Raw genomic sequence first — 21,413 nt, forward strand, 5'->3', positions numbered from 1 at the left:
AGAAGCAAATATATGAGTGATCAAGAAGAACAAAAGGGTTACAATTGGCAACCGGTTACTTTTGAACTACTTTTATCTCATTACTCACTGGCTGATAAACGTCTGTGGGGGATTTTAGGTAGTTGGTTTTTGGCGGTGATTTTAACACTTTCGGCGACAATGTTTCTTTTACCGGAAGAATGGTTGCTACTTGAAGGCAGCAGGAATAAGATAGTACAATTTTTTCTTTTTAATCCTGCTTTGATACTTGGGATGTTGCTTTTCTTCTGGTTTGGGTTTGAGTGGGGCTTTATACCTATTTTCCTTAGTTCATTTATGATTGCTTTCTATTCGGGTATGGCTTGGGGGTGGGCTCTCATCTTTGGAATCGCATTTGTTTTCGGTTTAGCAATCTGTGCCACGGCTTATCGTGCTTTTGGTATTTCTCATGATCTTAGATCTTTCAAAAGTATAGCGTTTTTTGTTTCAATATCTTTCATTGGTTCTATTGGCAGTTCGTTAGGCGCATTCATTTGGAGTTTTTCTCACAAGCTTTCCGCTTTTGATACATTGGTTATTTGGAAAGGATGGTGGAGTGGTTCTTTTTTACAGGCTTTATTGATTATAGGTCCATTTCTTTGGATTGGGACGCCTGCCATCGGGCGTTTAAAAAGAAAGTGGTTCAACTTTTCAGAGGATAAAAGAGTATCCTTAAAATGGATCGTTGGTGCGGTAGCCTCCATTACGGGAGCACTTATCCTTTTTATTCTATCAGGAAAACTGCTTGGTGAGATGCGGGTGCAAGAGGTAATGGTGAGCCAAAAATCAGCAACAGTCGTTGATGTAATTAATGCCCTGGAATCTTTTGAGATTATTTCCTGGATTTCAATAGGAATTATTATGATAACCGGCTATGGAGCTTTTAAACTAATTAGTGGATGGAATAAACGCCTTAGCCAAGAGGTAGAAAACCGGACAGAAGAGTTAAATGAAAGCCAGGAAAAACTGCAAGTCTCTTTAGAAGAAAAGGAGTTGTTGCTGCGAGAAATTCATCATCGTGTAAAAAATAATATGGCCCTGGTAAGTGCTTTGCTAGAGCTTCAGCAAATAAAGTCCGGGGATAAGTCTACTCCAAATAACTTCAGGACTGTACGGTCGAGGATCAAATCTATGGCCATGGCTCATGAGGTGTTATATGAAAATGAATCTCTTTCTGATATCAGTATGAAGTCGTATGTAGAGCAAGTGGGAGAGTTGACCCATCAATCATTTGGTGGAGGAAAAACAAATGTGGAATTACGGACAGATATTGAGGATACGAGCTTAGAAATGGAACACTCTATTCCATTAGGGCTTTTTATCAATGAAATTTTAATAAATGCATACAAGCATGCTTTTCAGGGTAAGAAAAAGGGGCGTATTTGGCTCGAGAGTGAGGTTGAGGATGGGGTAATCAACTTTACTATTCGTGATAACGGGATAGGTTTGCCTGATGCACTCGATGAAATTAAAAGTGATTCATTGGGGATTACACTAATAAAGAAATTCGCCAGACAACTTAAGGCAGAGCTATCAGTTGAAAGCAATGAAGGAAAAGGTACTGAATACACATTGAAGTTCAGGGTAGACTAACGAATAGTTCTTTGCCTGATACGGCGGGTGGAGCACGATTGGAAGTGTAGGCGTTAGAGTTAGGAAGGATGTGGCCGACCATCTCATGCTATTGCTTAATAATGGATAATAAAAAAGGCGATCTCGTAATGAGATCGCCTTTTTGTATAAACTAATTAACCAGTCTGCAGATCCTTATTAGTTATTTGGAGAGTACTGATAAGGATTCAGTGGATGAGATTCTGCACGACGGTTCTTGCGGCAACCGATTTCGTCGGTCATATCCATGCAAGGTTGAGGTGCTTTGCCTAAGCCGCGAGATTCAATTCGGCTTTCTGCAACTCCATTTTCAATATAGAATTGAGTAACGGCTTCAGCACGACGCTTACTGAGTCGCAAGTTGTATTGGTCTCCACCGACATGGTCGGTATAAGCATCAATACGAACACGGAACTTCTTAGAATCCATCAGCTTCTTAATATTCTCACTGAGGATTTTTGCAGCCTCTTCATCAATATTGGACTTGTCAAAAGCAAAGTTAACAGTTCCAAGAGCTCCTTCTTTGAGGTACGCAGGATCAGAGCTGTCATTTAAGCTTGTGCCCATATCCAGTTCCTGAGAGTCAGTGAAACCATCTCCATCAGAATCGCTGTTGTTGGGATCACTGTTATGCTCGTTGATTTCGTCATAATCGTTGATGCCATCACCATCAGAGTCAGCAGAATTAGGATCTGTACGGTACTCGTTGATCTCTTCCCCGTCACTTAGTCCGTCATCATCACTGTCAGAATTGTTGGGATCAGTGTTATGAGAATTAACTTCTTCTCCGTCACTTAGCCCGTCTTCATCACTATCGGCAGTGTTTGGATCGGTGTTATACTCATTTATTTCTTCACCATCATTTAGGCCGTCACCATCGGTATCAGCTTCTAGTGGATTAGTATCGTGTTCATTCATTTCCGCCCAGTCGTTAAGACCATCGCTATCTGTATCAAGAGTTTGTAGCGTTTCTTTATCCAGAGATTGCAGATATTCAAGGGTTCTTTCCGAGGGGTCCCGGAGTTCTTCGGTACCGGAACAAGCTGTAAGCAAGGCCATCCCAAGAAACACGGAAGAGACAAGTAAAATCAATTTTGAGTTTATCATCGTGTTACTATGTAGTTTTAAAGTTAATTTTTGAACTGATGAAAAATAGAGGTTTACTTTCTAATCTAAAACTGTTCCATAAAATAATTACCAATAATATGTTATCATTTACAATTAAAAACAAAAAGAAACTAGATGGATAGAAAAGTGTGAATTAAGTAAAATAATTCTTATTATTGCCATCCGTTAATGGGGCTATAGCTCAGTTGGCTAGAGCGCTTGCATGGCATGCAAGAGGTCCGGGGTTCAAGTCCCCGTAGCTCCACTCACTTCCCCCGTTCTATTTTACTAATTCAATATTTAAGGGATTGTTCCCAACTTATGAAGAAAATTCGGGTATTGGATTAATTGTTTTACACTTCTGTTGTTCTAGGCTGTGCCAGATTTAAAGTAGCCATAAAGACTGCATGCCCGGAGATGCTTGTCTCGGACCAGGCCAACCAACTACTGTTAAAGAGCCAGACTGTGTAAAATGACTTTGTTAACGGTCCTCTTTTTTGTAGCAGTTCTATTCACCGCTACTTTTCACTGCTCTATACCCTTTCCGCAAAGAAAGCACCCTGCGAGTTGTAGCCATTGTGGATCTAAGACAATCTAGATAACTACAGACATACTATTACGAGGCCTTAGATGAGTCAGCCTATTTTTTGTTCATTACTGCAATTTCAGTGCCGATGATCACGGTTCTGTTATTTTACTGTTCGGCATAAATTATTCTTAGATAATACCTATAAATATATAACCCACTGATTATTAATAGGTAGGTTAACTACTAATACCAGTGCGCTATATTGCACATTGCACAAGATGGTTATGATCTGTCATTTTATTTACCCATTATTGCTATGTACTATTCAATATGTCAAGATGATCCATAAGGTGATGCAGAAGTGATACTGGAGTTTACAATATTGGAGTAATTTTATTAGCAAGTAAGTACTTGCCTGCCTTCTGTTTGCAACCGGATATAATGATAGACCAATATTAACCTACTGATTGTAAAACAGAAGGTTTAAATTTATATTTACGATGTATATTCAGTATTATACGGCAGAGAGGCATATATATTTATGTTCATAGCTTCTTGAAAGAATAAAATATAATAATATATACCCATGCAGTGAATTTGGTCCATAGATTATGCCCAAGAAAAAGCTGACAGAAAACTTTATTAAAAACTTGGCTCCGCCTGCGAAACAGGTGGAGTATTATGATACCTTGGTGCAGGGATTAATTCTTCGCCATACCAAAGCGGGTACAAAGTCATTTTGTTATCGCTATTACGATGAACAAAGGCATCAGCGACAGACCATAGGAAAATATCCCGCTTACTCTTTGGCAGAGGCAAGGCATAAGGTGCATACTTATAAGAACCCAGAATTGTATAAAGAGCAAGAAAATTCTGACAGTATATATACTTTTAAAAAGGTTGCCGAATTATTTAAGCAGCATCATTTGCCTGCATTACGTATGAGTACCCGCAATGAATACACGAGAATTATTGATCGTGAGTTGCTCCCGGCATTGGCAGAGTTCGAGATCAGCAGTATTTCAGTGGATCATATTGAAAAATTACTTGATCATAAAGCAAACAGAGAAGCAGCGCCGACAATGGCCAACAGAATGCGAGCTGTATTAAGCAGTATTTTTTCGTTCGGGATAGATCAGCGGATAACCGCTCTTAACCCGGTTCACAGTACCGATATGTACGAGGCCCGAAACAGGCAGAGCAAGCGACATTATAATGAGCTCGAAATTAGGGAGCTGTGGAGATGCTTCGGTAAGCAGACACAACCAATGGGTGAATTGTTAAAAATTTTGCTGGTGCAGGGACAGCAAAAAAATGAGACCCTCCAGATGAGATGGCAGGATATAGAAAATGATATTTGGACCATTCCGGCAGAGATGTCAAGGAGCGGGGATCCGAATAAAGTGCCATTAGGTAATATTTCGCAACAGGTTATCCAGAGTTTAAAGCCATACAGCGGGAACAGTCAGTATGTATTTCTTTCGCCGCGAAAACAAAATGCTCCGCTTACAACAACTAAGAACGCAGCACAACGAATTCGTAAGGTCTCAAGTGTTAAGGATTTTAAAGTACGCTATCTGCGACAAACAGTTTGTGTGTATATGGCAAAACTGGGAGTAGAAAGGGAAGTTCTATTGAAGTTATTTAATTATAAGGAGGGAAAAAGTAGTCTATCATCTTTGTACGATAAGCAAAGTCATGACGAGAGTAAGAAAAAAGCTATTTCAAGATGGGAAAATTGTTTGCTTGATATTCTAGGCGGTGGCTAAATCGCATCGTAAACTAGTAGCTGTAGTAGGAGAAAATGGAGTACCCATTTTGTGTAATATCAGGAGTAATATAAACCGGTGGTAGGCGTTTTTTTTGCTATATGGGGTATAGTTTTAGTATTATACATTACAATTGTGGTTTTGATGTATCCGAGGGGGTATATCTAAATATATTTGTTATAAAATGATGCAGGGTATGGAGAGCCAGATGAAGAAATTACAAGAGTTTGTTATTACAGCTACATTCTTTTTGTTGTGTACGCTAACAGCGCATTCAGTACATGCTCAGGCCGATATATCGATGCGTGTTGAGGTTAATGAGACATTAGCCAACTCAAAGTCGATAAATATCAAATCGCTTGTTGCAAATGATGGGAAAGGTCCTAACCTATTTCGAATGTATTTGATCAATAAGAATAGTACTGAATATGTGAACAATCTATATTTTGAAATCTTAATTAGTTCAGACAAAGTGGGCCCAATTGCTGAGGTTACGCAGGTTAAGGGGCAGCCGTTCAGTTTAAACCCGGGACAGCAAGTATTTGCGACTAATAATAATATTAGCAACGGTTTGCCGGGGGTAGAAGAGGCTATTGAGTTTGATGGTGGGTTAACAACAGAAGGCCAGGAATTTGTTAATAACCTGGGGGGCGCTACCACGTTACCTGCCGATAACTACCAGATTCAAATAAATATATATCAAGGTTCTGGACTGCAAAATAAAGTTGCATCTGACATGGCTGAGGTGGGGGCAAGTATTACAGAAAAGATACAGGACTTTTATTTACTCACACCCGGTAATGAGGTGGGCTCGGCTACTAGCATTGCTAATCCGTACCCCAACTTTCAATGGCAGGGTGAAACCGGCAGCTCATATCGTCTTATTATTGTTGAAGAAAGAAATAATGAGACTCCGGAATCACTTCTTGATGGGGCCAAGAGTACAAGTGCTACCAGGGGTAATGGGGGCACGGGCACTCTAGTAGGGTATGAGATGTTAGATCGAATAGTTGGCCAGTCCAATTTGCAGTATCCCAATTCGGGAGTACAAGATTTTGTGCCGGGAAAAACGTATTACTGGCGGGTTATTGGTTTGCGTGAAACGAGCAGTGGACTAGAAGAAAAAGAATCTGAAATATGGAGTTTTACCTTTACCGGCAATAGCAGTAACTCGGTATCAGAAACACCAGGAATGGCAAGGGTGCTGGAATCAGTACTTGGTGAGCAGTTTAATCAATTTGATACAGAGGGTTATTCTTTTGAAGCGGTTGTGGTTGATGGCCGGGTTTATCGAGATGGGCAAGCCCTGCAACAACTTAGAAAGCTAATGAGGAAGGTTGAGAACGGTGAGGTTTCAATAGTAATTGAGAGGCAATAGACTATGACACGTTATCATAAAATAAGTACAAAGCTAACTTTGTTGTTGTTCTTTATTACTGCAATGGGGGCTGCAACAGCCCTTACCGGTTATGAAGAAGCTGATCGTCCCTTGGCTTTTGTTCAAAAGTTTAAACCAAGTGTTGGTGTAGAAAATGCCGGTACACTTGAGAATATCAAAAAAAGGGGCAAACCACTTTTTAATGGAGATACATTGCGTACGGATGAAAATGGTTTTGCACTGGTACAGTTTATGGACAAAAGCTTGGCAAAAGTAAAACCAGAGTCCCGCCTGATTGTTGAAGGTGAAGTACGGGGTAAGCAGAATACCAGCGCCAGAATTGGTTTAGAGGCCGGTGAGATATTTCTCAATGTGACGAAACAGGGCAGAGATAATTTTGAAGTAGCAACAAATACGACGGTAGCATCTGTAAAAGGAACAGACTTTGGGGCCACCTCTGATAACTTTTTTTGGGTTCAGGAAGGTATTGTAGAGCTGTTGGTTAGTGGAACCGGAGAGTCTGCAGAACTTACAGGTGGGAATTACGGACAAGTGCTGAGCAATGGTACTATTGAAACGGGGACCTTAACGGAGGATGAGATTGAGGAACGGAATGAGGAATATAGCCAGATGGAAGAAAATCTGGAGCCTGAAATTATTGAGATCCGCTTTGTTGATGAAAATGGTCAACAGAGAGTATTAAAGGTTAAAGTTTTTGAGAATGAGAATAAATAACCGGTTGTAAATGAGGGCCGGAAAGCTGGGGTTCAGTATGAAAAAGATTAGCAAATGGTTATTGCTGGTGGGTTTTCTGTTTGGGTGTGGTTTTGCAACAGCTGCTACCAATGGAGCTTCCAACCAGATTCATCATCAAGAACCATCATTTATTGAACGGGGGACAACATTGAATTTAATATTCAATGTACCGGGTATTGAACCTGATCAAGTGGCAGAAGCCTATCTTTTTTACCGGCATGAAGGAGATATCTCATATAAGCAACAAAAAGCATCTCTAAATGCAACTAAATTTACAGCACCTCTTAGAGTAGAGGATAGGCAAGCTACCGAAGTTGCATACTATTTTGAAATTCAGTTGCATAACGGGGAAAAGGTAACCTATCCTCAAAATGTTACGATAAGTAGCCCAGTTACCGTTGAAGTTATCGATGAGAGAAAGTCAGCACGGCAGTTAAGAGTGGAAAAGACGGGAGTTGATTATACCATTTTGTCTCCTGAGCCGGGGACCAGTATTTCTAGAAATGATGTAGTGATTGCGTTAACCCTTTTTTATGACCCTGATGAGATTGATGCTGATGCCTCTTCTTTTGAGCTTCTATTGGATGGTCGTGACGTGACAGAACAAGCCAATGCAAGTGATTATTTTTATACATATGCCCCGGATGAGCTTTCACCCGGAAAACATGAAGTAATCTTTAATTTAATAAATGCTGACAGTACTCAGAATGTGGCCAGCTGGAACTTTACTGTGCTGGATCCAGCGGTGTCTTCTGATATTGGGGATGCCGGTGCCGGCAAAGATGATTGGATTCCCAGGGGTAGGGTAGAGATCAGTGGACGGAACCAGAAAATTGGAGGTCTGCAGAATGATGCTCTTAGTGGTAATGTGCGCTTGTCGGGAGAAAAGGGCAATATCTCTTATTCGGCGTATGGTTTGCTAACTTCTCAAGAAGATCCACGGCTGCAGGCTCAAAATCGATTCGGAGCACAACTGTATGTGGGCGAATGGTTTGATCTTAAAGCAGGGCATGTTTATCCGCGGTTAAGTGCACTTACAATATCAGGGCAGCGCATGCAGGGACTTAATGTGGGTTTCCATCCATGGGATGACGCATTAAGCTTACGAATTCTACATGGGAAATTACGACGGGGCATTGATAATTTATTCCGTAACTTGGAACCGGAATACCAAATTCAGCAACAGGATACATTGGGTGTGTCTTACTTGCTTAGTACGAAAAATGGTGGAGCAGGAACGTTTGAGCGGGATATTACGGGAGGTAGATTAGGAGTGGGCCGCGGTAAAACATTTGAGTTTGGTCTTAATTTTCTAAAGGTAGAGGATGATACTAGCTCCATAAATATTATTGATAATTTTAATATTCTTATGGAGCGTAATCCGAGTCTTGCCGAGTCTTTGAATGAACAAGAACGTAACGATCTGAATCAAAACCCGGAACAGCTCACTATTAATGGAATGCCCCGGCCCAAAGGTAATTTTGTGGCTGCTTCAGACCTTATGGTAAGTTTGGATTCTGATCGCATTCGTTTTGAAGCCGATGGGGCTTTTAGTTTGTTGAATGGAGATATTTCTGAGGGCACCTTTTCACAAGAAAGAGCAGATGATTTAGGCTTTAGTCTGGATAAGGATACTGAAAATCTTTTAGAGCAATTATCCTGGCTTATCATCATCAATGAAAATATGGATACCTTGCCTCTTCGGTTTAATGCAGATGAATCCGGAGTAACCGCAGAGCCTCATTTGCCTGTAAGCATGGCGGCCTTAGACTCAAAGGTCGGATTCAATTATTATGATAATAATCTAAAGATTCGATATCGTTGGGTTGGCCCGGCCTATCGTTCACTTGCTAACAGTACAATTCGTAATGATATTGCAGGCGTTACCCTGACTGATCGCCTCCAGCTCTTAAATAATCGCGTATATTTGACATTAGGGTATGAGCGATTAAACGATAACGTTACCGGTGCCAAAGAAGCCACAACAAATACGAATACCTACCGGGCTAATGTGAGCTGGTTCCCACTTGATCAAGGACTGCCCCGCGTAAGTATAGGATTTCTGAATAGAAACCGTGATAATGATGTAGCACTTTTTAATCCATTTGTGCCGAAAGGAGTAGAATCTGCAGCAGTACAGAATTTTGAAGTACAACAGGGGGATACGTTGATTGCCCCCAATGCACGGTTGACGAATTCATATCAGATGTCCACATCTATATCACAGGAGTTTTCTTTGCTTGGTATTTCACATAATGCCAGCCTTAGTTACTCATATACAAAAACTAAAGATCAGCGTTTTCAATACGGGGGAGCTCTAAGCAACAGTTTATCAATGCAAGTTGTAAACAGGTTCGAACAGAAGCCACTGCAGACTAGAATTGGCTTTAACTACAACAGCACAGAAACCGGGAACGGTTTAACGGATATAAAAATATTGGGTTTTCGTGTAGGAGGATCGATGTTTTTATTGGATGATAAGCTCAATATCAATGCCTCTTTTGCATTTACCAAAAATCGTACTGAATCTATATCATTAGGGATACCCACTACTATTTCGCAAGATGGAGATAATCGTAACGATTACTATGAGCCCGGCGCCAATAACGCTTCTGCATCTACCTCAGAAAGCCATTCTTACATAATGAATGCCAGTGGCCGATATAATTTGAGTAATCAACATTCTTTTTTGTTGTCATTCCGTTACTCAAACATCCGAAATGTGTTGTTATCTTCAGCCATTCCTAACGACCACTTGATACAGGCCCGTTATATCTTCAACTTTTAGGATATGGAAAACGACCGAAACAGATGGACTGCACGCCTGGTTTTACCCGGACTGATCCTTTTTTCGCTACTGATGACCGTCTTGTTGTCGTTTACCACTCCTATGCAGAATCTGAAGTTGGGAGTTACAGACCAGTTGTTTGAATTACGTGGTCCTATTCCTATTCAAGACTCTTCCGTAGTGATTGTAGCTATAAGTCAGCAAGCTGACCAAGAGATACCTCAAAAATATCCATGGCCTACAGATCTGTACGCTAATTTGGTAAATAATCTTGATGAAGCGGGAGTGCGAGCTATTGGATTTGATGTCATTTTTGACAAAACGGATAACTATAGTCTCTCAAACGACTCAGCCTTTGCTGAAGCCATAATGCAGTCAAAAAAGGTAATATTAGGCGCAAGTGTTCAGAGTGAGGGTCAGGGTAGGGGGCAGGGCAGTAGTTCGCAAATTACCCGCTTTGTGAGGCCGCACCAGCTTTTGCGGCAAGCAAATGAGAATCCGTTGGGGCTTGTGCGAACTTATAATGATCTGGATTCTGCAATTCGTAAATATATACTTTCAACCTCGTACAATGGAGAGCGCTATTTATCATTGGGTTTAGAGGTGTTAAAGCTATTTAAAAATATAGCACCGGAAGAAGTATCTGGGACCCCTGACTCGTTCAAGTTGGGGCCTTTTGAGATTCCATGGTATTCCAATAATCTGATGGCGATAAACTATTTTGGAGGCCCGGGAACTTTTCCACGTTATTCGTTTGAGAATGTTATTGATGATTCTACGGTGATACTTGCTTCTGAAGACTCGTCGTTTCAAACCAATACATTTTCGGACCCTTATTACGGTTTAAAGCAGTCAGGTGTGTTTGAAGACAAGATCGTATTGGTGGGAGCTACGATGCCAGAGCTAAACGATCTGCACTCAACCCCCTTTGCCCCGCAGGATGCTATGCCCGGAGTAGAAATGCATGCCAATGCCATTCAGACCATACTGTCTGGAAAATATATTCATCATATCTCGCCGTGGTTCAATTTAACCCTGATTGTATTGCTTATTACCCTTGTAGCTTGGGCGGGGCGCCGGTATTCAGGCCTGGGTGGGTTCATGACGTATTTTTCACTGGGTATTTTGGTAGTTGCATTGACAATCTTTGAGTTTTTGGAGTTTCGATTCATATTGGATGTCATATCTATGCTCATAGCCTTAACTGTCGGGTATGTAACCACACAAAGTTATGAATATGTGATAGAACAACGTGAAAAAAGACGTCTTCGCAACCTGTTTTCCTCTTATGTTTCCCCGACTGTGGTAGAAGAGATGGTAGAATCAAATAAAGAGCCTGAACTGGGAGGCGATGAGGTATATATGACTGCCTTTTTTAGTGATATCCAATCATTTTCTGCATTCTCGGAAAAGCTTCCTGCAAAAACGTTGGTGAAGCTTATCAATGAATACTTGTCTGCAATGACCGATATTTTGACAACTCACGGAGGCACGCTTGATAAATATATTGGGGATGCTATTGTAGCCTTCTTTGGAGCTCCGGTGCCCCAGGAAGACCACGCATATAAAGCATGTGTGGTTTCACAGCTAATGCAGTTAAAACTTGATGAATTGCGCCGCAAATGGCGAAGTGAAGGAGAAAAATGGCCGGAAATTGTGCACTATATGCGTAATAGAATTGGTATTAACACCGGGAAAATGGTAACAGGGAATATGGGGTCAGAAAGCCGGTTCAATTATACTATGATGGGCGATAATGTGAATTTGGCAGCCCGGTGCGAAAGTGGGGCGAAGCAGTTTGGGGTTTATACTATGGTAACAGCAGATACAAAACGAGAAGCTGAGGCTCATGGTAACCGTTGCGTATTTCGTTATTTGGATCGTATAGTCGTTAAAGGAAAAACCGAGCCGGTAGATGTATATGAAATTATGGGTCTCCGGGAACATATGTCTGATACTCAGTTTGCTTGTAAACAGAAGTTTGAGCAGGCTATTGAAGTCTATAAACGGCAAAAATGGGATAAAGCTATTGCTTTGTTTGAGGAGTCAAGAGAGTTAGAGTTTTATGTGCCGAACGAAAAATCGTTCATTCATACGAATCCTTCACTGGTATATCTTGATAGGTGTAAGACTATGAAAAAAAATCCACCGCCAGCGGATTGGAACGGGGTTTATGTGATGAAATCTAAATAGAAATAAATAGTTTTTTTGTTTGCCATTTACCCACTATAAATAGTATCTTTGTCCTTCGAGGGTAGGCCCTACGCAGCCAGCTCCCTCTGAACTCCGTCAGGACCGGAAGGTAGCAGCGGTAGGAGGTCGTAGCGGCGTGATGTAGGTTGCTTACCCTCTCTTTTTTTATCCTATCTTTTGTTCAATGTCGTTTGCAATATGCTTGGCATGAATGCGGGTGTTTTCAATAAACAAACGGCTGGTATCCATGCCCCCACAAACAACACCGGCTACATATATCCCATCTCTATTTGTTTCCAGGGTTTCTTCGTCGTATACAGGCATTTTGTCTTCATCGTTTGTAAGGGCGATGCCAAATCTCTTCATGAGCTCAAAATTTGGTTGGTAGCCGGTCATGGCCAGCACAAAGTCATTGGCAATAGTTTCGGTTCCATCGGGGGTAGCAAGGACTACTCGATCCGGATAAATCTCTTTTACCTCTGTATTAAAGTATCCCGTAATTTCGTTGTTTTTAATCCTGTTTTGAATATCAGGTTTAACCCAATACTTGACGGATTCCTTGATTTGCGAATCGCGAACAGCTAATGTTACGTTTGCATGCGACCTATAGGTCTCCAGGGCGGCATCTACTGCTGAATTACCTCCACCGATAACCAGTACATCTTGCCAGGCATAAGCATGGGCCTCATCATAATAGTGAGAGACTTTCTCGAGTTCCTCTCCGGGAATTCCCATTTTCTTAGGGATATCATAGAACCCCGTTGCAACCACAACTTTTTCAGCCTTATAGGTATTCTTGTTGGTAGTTACGGTAAAAGAATGGTCGCTGCCTTCTATCTCTTGCATTTCTTCATAAAGGTGGATATCGAGCTCATAGCTTTCCGCTGCGCGACGGTAGTATTCCAGGGCTTCTCTGCGAGTAGGCTTGGGATTATGAGAAATAAAGGGCACGTCACCGATCTCCAGGCGTTCCGAGGTCGAAAAGAAGGTCATATCTTTCGGGTAGTTAAAAATGCTGTTAACCAAACATCCCCGTTCAATAATTTTAGCATCGATATTCAGACGCTTGAGTTCAATAGCTGTTGCTAATCCAATGGGGCCTGCTCCTACAATAATGACCATCGAGTATAAAATTATTTGTTAAATATTGAGATTGAGTTGAAGATAACGGTTTGAATTTACAAAAAGATAATTTGGGAGCTATTTATAAAGGAATATTGTGTATGCAACTATCAGAAAGAGAAAAATGGGAAAGTAGACCTAATCATAATTGCATGTACAACAAAATTAGTGGCATTATGTCTTCCTGCTTATGAATGTTCTTATAGCATAATTAAGCCATCCTCTGGGGTTGCTCCAAAATCCTACGTGGCCTCCTCGGTCGGTAATTATATAATCGGTAAATCCATTGTCATTTATTTTATCAATAGGCATCGCTTCAATAGGGCAAAGTGGATCTTCCCGGCTATGGATTAATAAGGTCGGGGTTTGAATATCATGAATGAATCGTCGTCCGGAGCACCTTTTATAATAGTCATCAGCATCGTTAAAACCATGGACAGGAGCTGTAACCTGGTCATCAAAATCATAGAGTGTGGCCCCATTGAATTCAGGGAGATCGGGGTAGGCTGTTCTTTTCGTTGCCAGTTTCTTTTGCAGTGTCTGTAAAAATCGGTATTCGTAGATTCGATGAAAGCCTTTTGAAAGTAACAGGGATCCTAATCGTAAATCGTATGGCACAGATACCGCCACTGCTACATCAGCTGGGTGAGAGTTGCCCATCTCGCCTAAAGATTTAACCAAAGCATTGCCCCCCAGTGAGAAGCCAACAGCACCAATTTGTTTGTCCGGATACCTTTTTTGTAGCCAGCTAAATACTGTTTTATAATCATCGGTTTCGCCCGAGTGGTAGAATCGGGGGCGTCTGTTCATTTTGTGCCCGCAGCTACGAAAGTTTACTGCAACAACAGAGTGTTGTTCTTCAATTAACTCTTTCATTAGCTCTACAATATAATAGCGCCGTGATGAGCCTTCGAGTCCGTGGAAAAGTACAATTATAGAATTTGATTCTTTGTTGATTGCACAATCAATCTCTAGAAAGTCATCATCCGGGGTAGTAATCTCTACCCTTTCTACCCGGGGAATTGTTGTATCTCCCAATAACGAACGCGCTATGGTGTGTATGTGGCCATTACAAGCCCACACTGTACTGGGGAAAGAAAATAAATTATCGAGCGTTGTTTGCATGGTTAATTAATGTAGCGCTTACTAATTTTTTTGGTTAGGATGATCAGACGGATGAATAAGAAAATGGTTCTTTATTTTAAATGATATAGCGTCGTTAACTGTTAAGTCATTGATCTTTATCTTTTATATAAGCTCAAGTACATGGATAATAGAAGGCAAAAACGTTTTACAAAAGATACAAACAGTAAGGAGAAAACCGTATCGGCATCACGGGTAATAATGAATGAAATGGTAATGCCCAATGATACCAATCCTTTGGGTAATTTAATGGGCGGCCGCCTTATGCAGTGGATGGATGTCTGTTCAGCTATATCAGCCAGGAGGCATTGTAATAGAAATGTTGTTACAGTAGCAGCAGATAGTATTGAGTTCAAAAATGCAATAAAATTGGGAGAGGTAGTAGTCATTGAGGGCGAGGTGACGCGTACCTTTACCACTTCCATGGAGATTGCTATGGAGGTATGGAGCGAAGATCAACGAGCCGGTGAGCGGAGATTATGTACCACTTCTTTTTATACATTCGTAGCTCTAGATGCCGATGGCAATACGGTTAAGGTACCGGAAATAATTCCTGAAACTGATTTTGAAAAAGAACGCTATGAACAAGCAGCCGATCGTCGTCAAATGCGTTTAAAAGTTTCAGCACAGAATATACAAGCACATAGGAAAGAAAAATAACTACAGTACCATTATTTAATATATGTTACTGGCACTGTTTGAGTTTCAGAATTAGTGTTGAGATAGATAAAGTAGGTTCCACTACTCAGATTTTTAGGATCAAATGTAACAAAGTGGGGGCCTGCTTCCATTTGTTCACTAAGTAGAGTACGGACTTTTCTCCCCAATACATCATAAACAATGAGTTGAACTGAAGAAGGCTGTGCAAGGTCAAAATGAATATTCGTTTCTTCTTGAAAAGGGTTGGGATAGTTTTGAAATAGATTGGTTTGGGTGGGGGTTTTATCGGCAATGGCAGTGCCGGTGGAAGAAACTTCGAAAAGGTTTAGAGATCGCGCTTCGGCAATTTGATTTCTAAGTTCACTGGTGGTATTGCCAAAGGCATAAATGAAACCTACAGTAATTTCGGCACCGGGATTTATAGTATATGGGCCGGAGGCTGTAACTGCTGATACATCAGTTTCGCTGACTTCTGTTCGTGCTTCCCCAGCTTTCAACGCTATGCTTTTCTCATTGTCCGTGAATCCATCATACAAACCAAAAGTTACCGAATCTTGTCTCCCATCAATAGTGTTGTCAATACCCAGAACGCTTGATATGGGACCGAGGTGAGCTACTGCCACCGTTGGTGTTGTTGGCAAGTTTGAAGCTCCTGAAAGATATAAAAGACTATCTGATTTATTATACCGAATATTGTTATTTCCAGAATCACCGATATCCCAATCATTAAAAAGCCCTACATATATATTTTTTAGACGTGCAAACGTTGAAGGATTTTGAATGGAATATTTAAGGAATATCACATTACTCAGCGTTGGTTCATCAAAAGAGTAGGTTTCCAAATCGATGATAGCATGTTCAACAGAATCAGGGTCTGTAATAAAACGAGCAGTTCCTTTTGCGCCATCAGATGTATTTTTTGGGATAAATACCTGTTGGGGAATAAAATCTCTGGATAGGCCGTTCTCTGCTCTGGTTGCATCAATTATTTCACCATCTATTTCCAGTATCAGCCCACCTTCAAAGAGAAGGTTATCCCCCTCCTGGTATCCACCGGTTCCATCAGGGCTGCGTGGAATAAATCCTATTCCCCCGGAGCCGGCAAGGGGATTTGTAAATCCAATAGAGCCATCGGCAGCCAGGGAAGTTTTCACATTATTTACCGCTATGATATCAAACAGTAGATTTTCGTATTCTAAGATGCTAAAATCTTCGTACCCTTGGTTTGAATCAACAAAATTTAGCTTTAGTGTAGGGGTTTGATTAAGATCAAAATTTTGAGAAAGGCTAATTGGAAGGGTAACATCAAGGGTATCTCCATTAGAAATAGAGCCCAGTTGTTGTGGGTTATTACTAATTTCAACGCCTTCCTTATTTAAGCTATTAAGGGTTAAATTTAAAGAGGAGGCAGGGGCACCAAGGTTGGTTAGCTTCATTTTTACTGTGCCGGGTTCTCCAAGGGTAAGTTTTTCGCCGTTATTGTCAACAAATTGATAAGATATAACCTTGATGCCGGGGTAGTCTATGTTTAAAGCTTTAAATGCGTTGATAGAACCATGCCCCAGTTTGTTTTGTAGGTCCAGAGAGTTAGAATTATCAATGAAAGTCGAAGAAGAACGTATTTGCAGGCTAAGCCGCTCGGCCGACCAATTTGGATAGAAGGATTTAACCAAGGCCGCCAAACCACTCACTACCGGTGTTGCCATAGATGTACCGGTTTTAGTAACAAGGGTTTGGTTATATGAAGTGCTGAGGATATCAGTGCCTGTACTTAAGACGTCAAGCTTATACCCTACATTCGAATAATTTGCCACACTGTTGTTGGGTTCCACGGACCCCACCCCCAGTACGTTGTCATAAGCCGCGGGATAACCTACTTGCTGGCTTCCATCATTACCGGAAGCCCCAACAACCAGGCTGCCCATTTCTGTAGCTAAATCTATAATATCCCGTTCGGCTTGTGAGGATCCGCTGCCACCCCAGCTGCAGTTAATAATATCGGCTCCATTTTGTGCGGCATAGATAATTCCTTCGTATCCAAAACCTATAGAATTAGATTCATCAGTATTTGGCGTGCTGGGATCATCGGGTATACCACCGGTTTTAACAGGCATATAGGTTGCCGTAAAGGCGGCACCGGCTATTCCTGCATTGTTATCTGTTTCTGCTGCAGCAATACCTGCTACGTGTGTTCCGTGGTCGGTGCCGTTATGGAAAGGATTATTGTCTTGCTCAATATTGCTGGTACCGGACTCCCAAAAATCCCATCCAAATATATCATCTGTATAACTGTTTTGGTCGGTATCCAGGTTATCTATAAAAGGAGAACCAGAACCGAATACATCTTGCAGATCGATTTCACCATCACCGTTATAGTCATCCCCATTCTGGTTTAAGTACGTATCTATTTCCGTTGAGGTTATGGTATTGTCATTATTTTGATCTACCTGTGGTTGCAGGGTAGGGGGTATTTCATCTTGGTTGACCCAGAGGTTAGCGTCCAACTCGGTGTGCGTGTATCCCACGCCTCCATCATTAATGGCAATAATCACCTCTCGTGACCCTTGACTAAGATCCCATGCTTTTTTGAAGTTGTGCGTGTTAATATATTTTCCGAGCTGAGGGTCGTTAGGTTCATAGTGCATCTGCCTGATAAATTTGGGTTCGGCATATGCTACTCCCGGCATACGACTTATCTTTTCAGCAAGTACAAGGGGCGAAATCTTCTTATTAAAGTATACTTCATGTATTCGCAACACCTCTTTAGCAGATGCTAAGCTTTCCCGTTTCAGGGCTTGGCGTATCTGATTATTCAGTAATGGTTTGGTTCTACGCATACCGTGATCGGCTAAGACCTTTTGCACCGCCCGTTTTGGTTGATTTCGATTCTTTGCTCGAATCTGTGTTAGTTTTTGTTCAGATTCATATTTGATAATTAGCCGATCAGAAAAGAAATTAGGTTGTTGTCCGTAAGATTGAAAAGAGAAGAACAGTAATAATGCCAGCAGATAAAATAGTTTTTTAAGCATAATGACAAGGTGATGAAAAGATGATCAGAAATAGGTGTAGCGAATATAAATACAAGATATAGCGATAAACAGTTTCAAAAGGGAGGGTGGATATTGTGGTATGTTAAAGTTCTATTATCAGTTGTAAAAGAGGCCCCAAAAGAGGCAAAATCAAGCAGATTGCCCGGCAACAATATTGTTTTAAGTCAGTTATTGTAACTGTACAAATTATTAGGCAATTTTACAGGCCGTTGAAATGCTTTTCTAATAGAATTTACCAATTAATTGACGCACATGATTAAGCAAGTATTTGAATCGATTTATTACTATTTCGGAATAGTGGCATCTGCAGCACTGCTGATTGTTATGATTTCTCATCCGGTTTCTGCCCAATCGGGTACAACCCCCAATCAGGATGACCAATTTGAGTCGCTTCGTTCTGATGTGGGAATTCACGGATTAACAGCAAATATCCATCAACTTAGTGATTTAACATACAAGGGTAATAGTGACAGCCTTACCTTTGATAATACCTCAGAGTTAGAGTTCGTCTACCGCAATGTGCGGATGATGTCTCAGCGTTTGGGAGTGGGATATCAACTCATGACCAGTTTTTATACCGGGGGCGATGATTCCGGTTTTGGGGTTGGCAGCTGGGGACTTGGGCCTGTTATACGTGCTTACCCGTTCCGGTCGGATCAAGTTCAACCTTATGCCCAGTTTAATTCGATGTTTGGCAATAACCTGGGTCTTAGCAGATTAGCGAATACCCAAGATCTGTCAAAAGGATTTCGAGTGCGTTTTGGAGTCCGTGCCGGCTTGGCAGTACGAATTGCCAATAGTTTCGGTTTATTTACTGAAGTGGGATACGATTGGGAAAGTAGCCGTATCTTCAGAGCTGATTCACGTGCGTTTCAGGCAAATGTAGGCTTCGATTTTTACCTGTTTAACTAAGCGACGGTAAGCAATATCTAATTCTTTATATAATGATGCCATCACCTCATAGTGATGGCATCATCTGTTTTGAAAATGGATTAATATCCTGCGGCCTGTCCATCTTTTCGTGATTCGGAGGCTCCATAATAAACGCCTTCCTCGGGATCCCACATAATAGCCTGATAGCCACCGTATCCGCCAACATCAAAAGCTACATCGTGGCCTCGCATCATCAGTTCGCGAACCGTTTTATAGGGATAGCCCGATTCCAGATTCAGCGTTCCACTGTCTTGTAAGTACTCATCTGCCGAGTCAGTAGGCTGAGTAGAGCCGGTATGCCGCCATCGTGCCGCATCTCCGGCCTCTTGCAGGTTCATCCCAAAGTCGATCATATTAGTAATGATTTGGGTATGTCCCTGTGGTTGCATGGCACCGCCCATTACACCAAAACTCATAAATGGTTTGCCATCTTTCATAACAAATGCAGGAATGATGGTATGGAAAGGTCGTTTGCCGGGCTCGTATACATTTGCATGGTTAGGATCCATTGAGAACAGTTCTCCTCGATCTTGCATCACAAAACCTGTCCCCGGTACCACAATGCCCGAGCCCATACCACGGAAGTTACTTTGGATAAGAGATACCATATTACCTTCTTTATCGGCAGTAGTGAGGTAGATTGTATCTCCCTCTTCCAGACCCGACATGCCGGGCTTCACATTTCGAGAGGCATATTCTTTAATTTTTTCAGCACGTTTCTTGGCATATTCTTTTGATATCAGTTTTTGAACAGGTACATCAGCAAAGGCCATATCGGCATAAAACTTTGCCCGATCCTCGAACGCCAGTTTTTTGGCTTCAGTCATGGTATGGAGGGCTTCAACGCTGCCATAGCCCATTTTACTTAGATCAAACTCTTCGAGTATCTGTAGCATCTGTAAAGCCGCTATTCCCTGCCCGTTGGGCGGCAGTTCATAAACGTCATAGCCGCGATAGTTTACCGAAACGGGCTCTACCCAGGTAGAGGTATGTTGTTCAAAATCTTCTTTGCTTAAATAACCTCCATTCTCACGCATAAAACGATCAACTTTTTCGGCAATTTCTCCCTCATAAAAGGCATCACGACCGTTCTTTGCTAAAAGTTCGTAGGTGTTGGCCAGTTCAGGCCGCTTCATTATTTCGCCCTTCTCTGGAGCTTCTCCATTTTTTGTCATCTCTTCTTTAAAAGCTCCGGGACGGTCGTTATGGATGCGAGCACCGATATCCCAATAGAAAGCGATAAGCTCACTGACAGGGAACCCCTCACGGGCATATTTGATAGATGGGGATAAAATCTTATCCATCGACATATTGCCCAGCTTATTATGGAGTTCAAACCACCCGTCGACAGCACCGGGCACAGAAATAGGAAGCACCCCATAGGCCGGTATATCATCACGTTCTCGTTTTTTGATCTCTTTTTTCATCTGTTCATACGAAAGCCCCATGGGAGAGCGTCCACTGGCATTGAGTCCGTACAGCTTTTGATCTTCGGCTGACCATACAATAGCGAAGAGATCGCCGCCGATACCACTGCCGGTGGGTTCCATTAATCCCAGGGCGGCATTCGCAGCAATAGCGGCGTCAATGGCGTTCCCTCCATTTTTAAGGACTTGGAGGCCAATCTGTGTAGCCAAGGGTTGGCTGGTTGCCACCATCCCATTTTGCCCAATTACTTCAGAACGAGTAGCAAAAGGCTCGCCGGTTACACGATCGGGCTGAGCCTGTAATGAAAAAGAAGAGCAAATTAGTAGAAGTAAACTGCCTAAAATAGTGAGTGCTTTTCTCATAGTGTAAAAGATTTATTTAATATGCTCTTTTACTATAAGAAAAATGCAGCTTTTTTTTATGTAAAAAGCTTTTTAGTGATGAGAAGGTCAGTTGATGTTTAAGTCATCGTGCGGACGTTTTAGCGAATCGGGCAACTCTTCTTTTTCTTCTCGCAGTCTCTGTATATACTTTGCGCGCTTTACGACACCGCGTCGGATACCAAAGTAGGCTCCTAGAAAAGCCGAAAATATTGTTGTCAGTACAAAGACAAGTTCTGTCTCTGCTAATCCCACATCTTTAGTGTATACCCAAAAAATGGTGGGTAAGATGGTAAAGAAAGCCATTAGGTAGCAGATCCAGTTAATATTAAAGGCCTTCATCATAAACCGACGGCTAAATCCAAAGTTGAGGTTCAGGTATACCAATCCAAAACCGAAAAGAAACAGGTAGCCGGTGCTTCCTTCGGCAGCTACATATTGGATGTAGCTATTTGATACTAATATGATGGCCAAGCCAAATACGATGGAGCCGGTAACAAATGCGAAGGTACGTTGCCAGTTAATCATGAAAAGGTGTATTCTTGTCA

At 41.6% G+C, this 21,413-nt stretch carries 14 protein-coding genes, 1 tRNA gene and 1 other RNA gene; 10 read left to right on the forward strand and 6 right to left on the reverse strand.

The genetic code is table 11. The features are described from left to right. Nucleotides 1–12: 12 nt before the first annotated feature. Nucleotides 13–1,611 (forward strand): histidine kinase dimerization/phosphoacceptor domain -containing protein, encoded by a 1,599-nt coding sequence (locus G3569_RS12300; protein ID WP_165269555.1) that lies wholly within the window; start codon nt 13–15, stop codon nt 1,609–1,611. A 177-nt stretch (nt 1,612–1,788) separates the two neighbouring features. Here the strand turns inward: G3569_RS12300 and G3569_RS12305 are convergent, their stop codons facing one another. Beyond that, on the reverse strand, nt 1,789–2,736 hold the full coding sequence (locus tag G3569_RS12305; protein ID WP_240894707.1) for an OmpA family protein: 948 nt from the start codon (nt 2,734–2,736) through the stop codon (nt 1,789–1,791). 191 nt (nt 2,737–2,927) lie between these two features. Between G3569_RS12305 and G3569_RS12310 the strand changes: the two genes are divergently transcribed. The 7 genes from G3569_RS12310 (at nt 2,928) to ffs (ending at nt 12,308) form a co-directional block, all read left to right on the forward strand. Next, nucleotides 2,928–3,001: transfer RNA gene (locus G3569_RS12310), tRNA-Ala, on the forward strand. An 875-nt stretch (nt 3,002–3,876) separates the two neighbouring features. After that, a complete protein-coding gene (locus G3569_RS12315) occupies nt 3,877–5,034 on the forward strand; it encodes a tyrosine-type recombinase/integrase (protein WP_165269557.1) in 1,158 nt (385 codons plus the stop codon). A gap of 196 nt (nt 5,035–5,230) precedes the next feature. Continuing rightward, entirely contained in the window at nt 5,231–6,412 is a 1,182-nt protein-coding gene (locus G3569_RS12320; protein WP_165269559.1) for a hypothetical protein, read from the forward strand. Between the two features lie 3 nt (nt 6,413–6,415). After that, nucleotides 6,416–7,147 carry a FecR domain-containing protein gene (locus G3569_RS12325; protein WP_165269561.1) on the forward strand — a complete coding sequence of 244 codons (732 nt, stop codon included), beginning with the start codon at nt 6,416–6,418 and terminating at the stop codon, nt 7,145–7,147. Between the two features lie 37 nt (nt 7,148–7,184). Further along, on the forward strand, nt 7,185–9,956 hold the full coding sequence (locus G3569_RS12330) for a hypothetical protein (protein ID WP_165269563.1): 2,772 nt from the start codon (nt 7,185–7,187) through the stop codon (nt 9,954–9,956). A 3-nt stretch (nt 9,957–9,959) separates the two neighbouring features. Further along, a complete protein-coding gene (locus G3569_RS12335) occupies nt 9,960–12,149 on the forward strand; it encodes a CHASE2 domain-containing protein (RefSeq protein ID WP_165269565.1) in 2,190 nt (729 codons plus the stop codon). 59 nt (nt 12,150–12,208) lie between these two features. Then, nucleotides 12,209–12,308: signal recognition particle sRNA small type (ffs, locus tag G3569_RS12340), an RNA gene on the forward strand. A 6-nt stretch (nt 12,309–12,314) separates the two neighbouring features. Here ffs and G3569_RS12345 read toward each other — a convergent pair. Both G3569_RS12345 and G3569_RS12350 read right to left on the reverse strand, forming a co-directional pair. Further along, nucleotides 12,315–13,271, reverse strand: a complete 957-nt coding sequence (locus tag G3569_RS12345) for a YpdA family putative bacillithiol disulfide reductase (RefSeq protein ID WP_165269567.1) — start codon at nt 13,269–13,271, stop codon at nt 12,315–12,317. Between the two features lie 174 nt (nt 13,272–13,445). Next, nucleotides 13,446–14,396 (reverse strand): YheT family hydrolase, encoded by a 951-nt coding sequence (locus tag G3569_RS12350; protein WP_165269569.1) that lies wholly within the window; start codon nt 14,394–14,396, stop codon nt 13,446–13,448. Nucleotides 14,397–14,537: 141 nt separating this feature from the next. Here G3569_RS12350 and G3569_RS12355 point away from each other — a divergent pair, with 141 nt between their 5' ends. Further along, complete coding sequence (locus G3569_RS12355) at nt 14,538–15,074, forward strand: acyl-CoA thioesterase (protein WP_165269571.1); 537 nt, start codon at nt 14,538–14,540, stop codon at nt 15,072–15,074. A gap of 11 nt (nt 15,075–15,085) precedes the next feature. Here the strand turns inward: G3569_RS12355 and G3569_RS12360 are convergent, their stop codons facing one another. Beyond that, a complete protein-coding gene (locus tag G3569_RS12360; protein WP_165269573.1) occupies nt 15,086–18,103 on the reverse strand; it encodes a S8 family serine peptidase in 3,018 nt (1,005 codons plus the stop codon). 273 nt (nt 18,104–18,376) lie between these two features. Here G3569_RS12360 and G3569_RS12365 point away from each other — a divergent pair, with 273 nt between their 5' ends. After that, nucleotides 18,377–19,036: a hypothetical protein gene (locus G3569_RS12365; RefSeq protein ID WP_165269575.1), complete on the forward strand. Its 660-nt coding sequence runs from the start codon at nt 18,377–18,379 to the stop codon at nt 19,034–19,036. Nucleotides 19,037–19,116: 80 nt separating this feature from the next. Here G3569_RS12365 and ggt read toward each other — a convergent pair whose 3' ends face one another. Continuing rightward, nucleotides 19,117–20,847: a gamma-glutamyltransferase gene (gene ggt, locus G3569_RS12370; RefSeq protein ID WP_165269577.1), complete on the reverse strand. Its 1,731-nt coding sequence runs from the start codon at nt 20,845–20,847 to the stop codon at nt 19,117–19,119. 87 nt (nt 20,848–20,934) lie between these two features. Further along, nucleotides 20,935–21,393, reverse strand: a complete 459-nt coding sequence (locus tag G3569_RS12375) for a hypothetical protein (protein WP_165269579.1) — start codon at nt 21,391–21,393, stop codon at nt 20,935–20,937. Nucleotides 21,394–21,413 lie beyond the last annotated feature (20 nt).

Origin of the sequence: Fodinibius halophilus, assembly GCF_011059105.1 — a bacterium.
In the GTDB taxonomy this organism is placed as follows: Bacteria; Bacteroidota; Rhodothermia; order Balneolales; family Balneolaceae; genus Fodinibius; species Fodinibius halophilus.